Genomic DNA, 2,883 nt, shown 5'->3' with positions numbered 1-2,883 from the left:
GGGCTGCAGTGGGGGCGGGGGTACAAGAGCCAGGTGTGAGCCGGCTCCTCCCTCCCGCACCGCATGGCGGCACGTAGCGCCGCGGCATCGTGGCCGCGGAGCGGCTAACGGCCGATGAACTGCGGGCCCTGCGGCGGCAGCGTGAAGGCCGGCGGGTAGCCGTACCCGGCGGGAGCGGCTGCGGCAGCCGCCGCCGCGGGCTGGGCGGGTGCGGCAGCGGGTGCGCTCGGCGCGGGCCGGCTCGCCGCGGGCGACTCGTCCACCGCGACGCCGAACTCCGTGGCCAGGCCGATCAGCCCCGACTCGTAGCCCTGGCCCAGCGCCCGGAACTTCCAGGCGTCGCCGCGCCGGTAGAACTCCCCGCAGATCAGCGCCGTCTCCGAGCCGGTCTCCGGGGCGATGTCGAAGTACGCGAACGGCTCCGCCGCCCCCGCCCCGGCCGGCGCCAGCGCGTCGTGCAGCTCAAGACGCAGGTCCTTGACCTGCCCGAAGTTCCCCTCGTCCGAGGACGCCGCCAGCACCAGCCGGTCCACGGAGGACGGCTGCCGGGCGAGCTGGGCCTCGACGGAGTCGGTGTAGCGGTCGCCGTGCCGCTTCTTCGGCAGCTTGCGGGCGAGGCCCGAGGGGTGCCGCGGCTGGTTGTAGAAGACGAAGTCCTCGTCGGAGCGGACCGTGCCGGTCTCGCCGATCAGCAGCAGCGAGGCGTCCACGTCGGGCACGCCGACGCCGGGCGTCCAGCGCAGCACGACCCGCACGGCCGCCGCCTGCACGGTGAGGTTGGACCCTTTCGCCATCGCCTGCGTCATGGTCGTATCCTGCCCTCTCGCCCCGCGCGGGGACAACGCGGGGTTCGATGGACCCTCCCGGGCCGCGGGTCGATGTCGACCGGCGGTTACGAGGATTTCATCCGGTGGGGGAACGTTTCGGCCATTGCCGCTCGTACTCTTACCCGGCCGGGCTATGGCAAAGGGCCAGTAAAAAGGGGGAACGTATGCGGCACTTCGGGCACCTTGCTCCTGATATAAGGGCGGGTCTCTTCCACCGGGAACCGGTCGAGTTCAGCGCGGACTCACCGGCCCGCACCCTGGCCTGTGCGCTCGGCGCCACGCTGTACACGCCCGCGACCCGGCCGTCCCTGGCCGCCGACATCGTGAAGCAGGCGGGGCGCGGCGTGGTGTCGATGGTGCTGTGTCTGGAGGACGCGATCGCCGACGACGAGGTCGGCTCCGCCGAGGCCAACATCGTGCGCCAGCTCGGCGAGCTGGAGCGGGCCGAGCGGCGGGAGCTTCCCCTGCTCTTCGTCCGGGTCCGCGAGCCGGAGCAGATCACCGGCCTCGCCGCCCGCCTCGGCCCGGCGGTGCGGCTGTTGTCCGGATTCGTGCTGCCGAAGTTCACCGAGGCCCGGGGCGTGCCGTTCCTGGAGGCGCTGACCGCCGCCGAGGAGGCGAGCGGCCGCCGGCTCTTCGCGATGCCGGTGCTGGAGTCGCCGGAGCTGCTGCATCTGGAGTCGCGGGCGGCGACCCTCGCGGGGATCGCGTCCGTGGCGGACAAGTACCGCGAGCGGGTACTCGCGCTGCGGCTGGGTGTCACCGATTTCGGCGCCGCGTACGGGCTGCGGCGGGCGCCGGACATCACCGCGTACGACGTCCAGCTGATCGCGTCGGCGATCGCCGATGTCGTGAACGTGCTGGGGCGGGCCGACGGGACCGGTTTTACGGTCACCGGGCCGGTGTGGGAGTACTTCCGCCCGTACGAGCGGATCTTCAAGCCGCAGCTGCGGGCCAGCCCGTTCGGGAAGCTGGAGCAGTTCCGGGCGGCGCTGATCGAGCACGACATCGACGGGCTGCTGCGCGAGATCGAGCTGGACCGGGCGAACGGGCTGCAGGGGAAGACCTGCATCCATCCCAGTCATGTGGCGCCGGTGCACGCGCTGAGCGTGGTGAGCCACGAGGAGTTCCAGGACGCCACCGACATTCTGAAGCAGGAGGCGGAGGGCGGCGGTGTGCTGCGCTCCGCGTACACGAACAAGATGAACGAGGCCCGGCCGCACCAGGCCTGGGCGCGCCGCACTCTCCAGCGGGCGGAGGTCTTCGGGGTCGCCCGGGAGGACGTGACGTTCGTGGAGCTGCTGAGCGCGGGACTTAAGGGGATTGCATGAGTGGTCGCGCGAGCGAGAACTGGACCGGCGAGTGGGTCGAGGAGCGGCTCGGCGTGACGCTGTCGGGCCCGCCCGAGCTGCGCGACCTCGTGGGCCTGGCGCTGCGGAGGAACCCGCGGCGGGCGCATCTGCTGGTGTCGAATGTGCTCGGCAAGCATGTGCCGCAGGACCCGTCGGTCGTATACGGAGCCGGGGTGCGGCTCGGGCGCGCCGTGCGGGCCGCGCTGGGCGCGGAGGATGCGGGGCGTTCGGTGGTGCTCGGCTATGCCGAGACGGCGACCGGGCTCGGGCACAGCGCGGCGGACGGGCTGGGCGCGGCGGCGTATCTGCATTCCACGCGGCGGCGGGTGCCGGGCGTGCGGCAGGCGGGGGGCTTCGAGGAGGAGCACAGCCACGCCACGTCGCATCTGGTGCTGCCGGAGGACGAGGGGCTGCTGGCGGGGGGCGGGCCGCTGGTGCTCGTCGATGACGAGCTGTCCACGGGGCGGACGATCTGCAACACGATTGCTGCGCTGCAGGCGGCTTGTGAGCGGGAGCGGTATGTCGTCGCGGCTCTTGTCGATATGCGGTCTGCCGGGGATCGGCAGGCGATGGAGAAGTTCGCGGCGGATCTCGGGGCGCGGGTGGATGTGGTGGCGCTGGCGGGTGGCGAGGTGGTCCTGCCTGAGGATGTGCTGTCGCGGGGGCAGGCGCTGGTTGCGGAGGCTGACGCGGCTGTTCCCACC

The 2,883-nt window shown here is 72.4% G+C and carries 3 protein-coding genes; 2 read left to right on the top strand and 1 reads right to left on the bottom strand.

The annotated features are described in order from the left end of the window. Positions 1-104: 104 nt before the first annotated feature. A complete protein-coding gene (locus tag G5C51_RS41275) occupies positions 105-806 on the bottom strand; it encodes a TerD family protein (protein ID WP_165245972.1) in 702 nt (233 codons plus the stop codon). Positions 807-991: 185 nt separating this feature from the next. Here G5C51_RS41275 and G5C51_RS41270 point away from each other — a divergent pair, with 185 nt between their 5' ends. Then, a complete protein-coding gene (locus tag G5C51_RS41270) occupies positions 992-2,158 on the top strand; it encodes an HpcH/HpaI aldolase/citrate lyase family protein (RefSeq protein WP_165245970.1) in 1,167 nt (388 codons plus the stop codon). Then, the coding region (locus G5C51_RS41265) for a phosphoribosyltransferase domain-containing protein (RefSeq protein WP_206314872.1) at positions 2,155-2,883 on the top strand (729 nt) is incomplete at its 3' end. The genes G5C51_RS41270 and G5C51_RS41265, both read left to right, overlap by 4 nt.

Source organism: Streptomyces coryli (assembly GCF_011044975.1).
Taxonomy (GTDB): Bacteria; Actinomycetota; Actinomycetes; order Streptomycetales; family Streptomycetaceae; genus Streptomyces; species Streptomyces coryli.
The sequence above is the reverse complement of the archived record's forward strand: the minus strand, read 5'-3'. Positions and strand labels throughout refer to the sequence as shown.

Bases quoted from the DNA above. Each gene is read 5' to 3' on its own strand.
- G5C51_RS41270 (WP_165245970.1), top strand. From the start codon at position 992: ATGCGGCACTTCGGGCACCTTGCTCCTGATATAAGGGCGGGTCTCTTC.
- G5C51_RS41275 (WP_165245972.1), bottom strand. From the start codon at position 806: ATGACGCAGGCGATGGCGAAAGGGTCCAACCTCACCGTGCAGGCGGCG.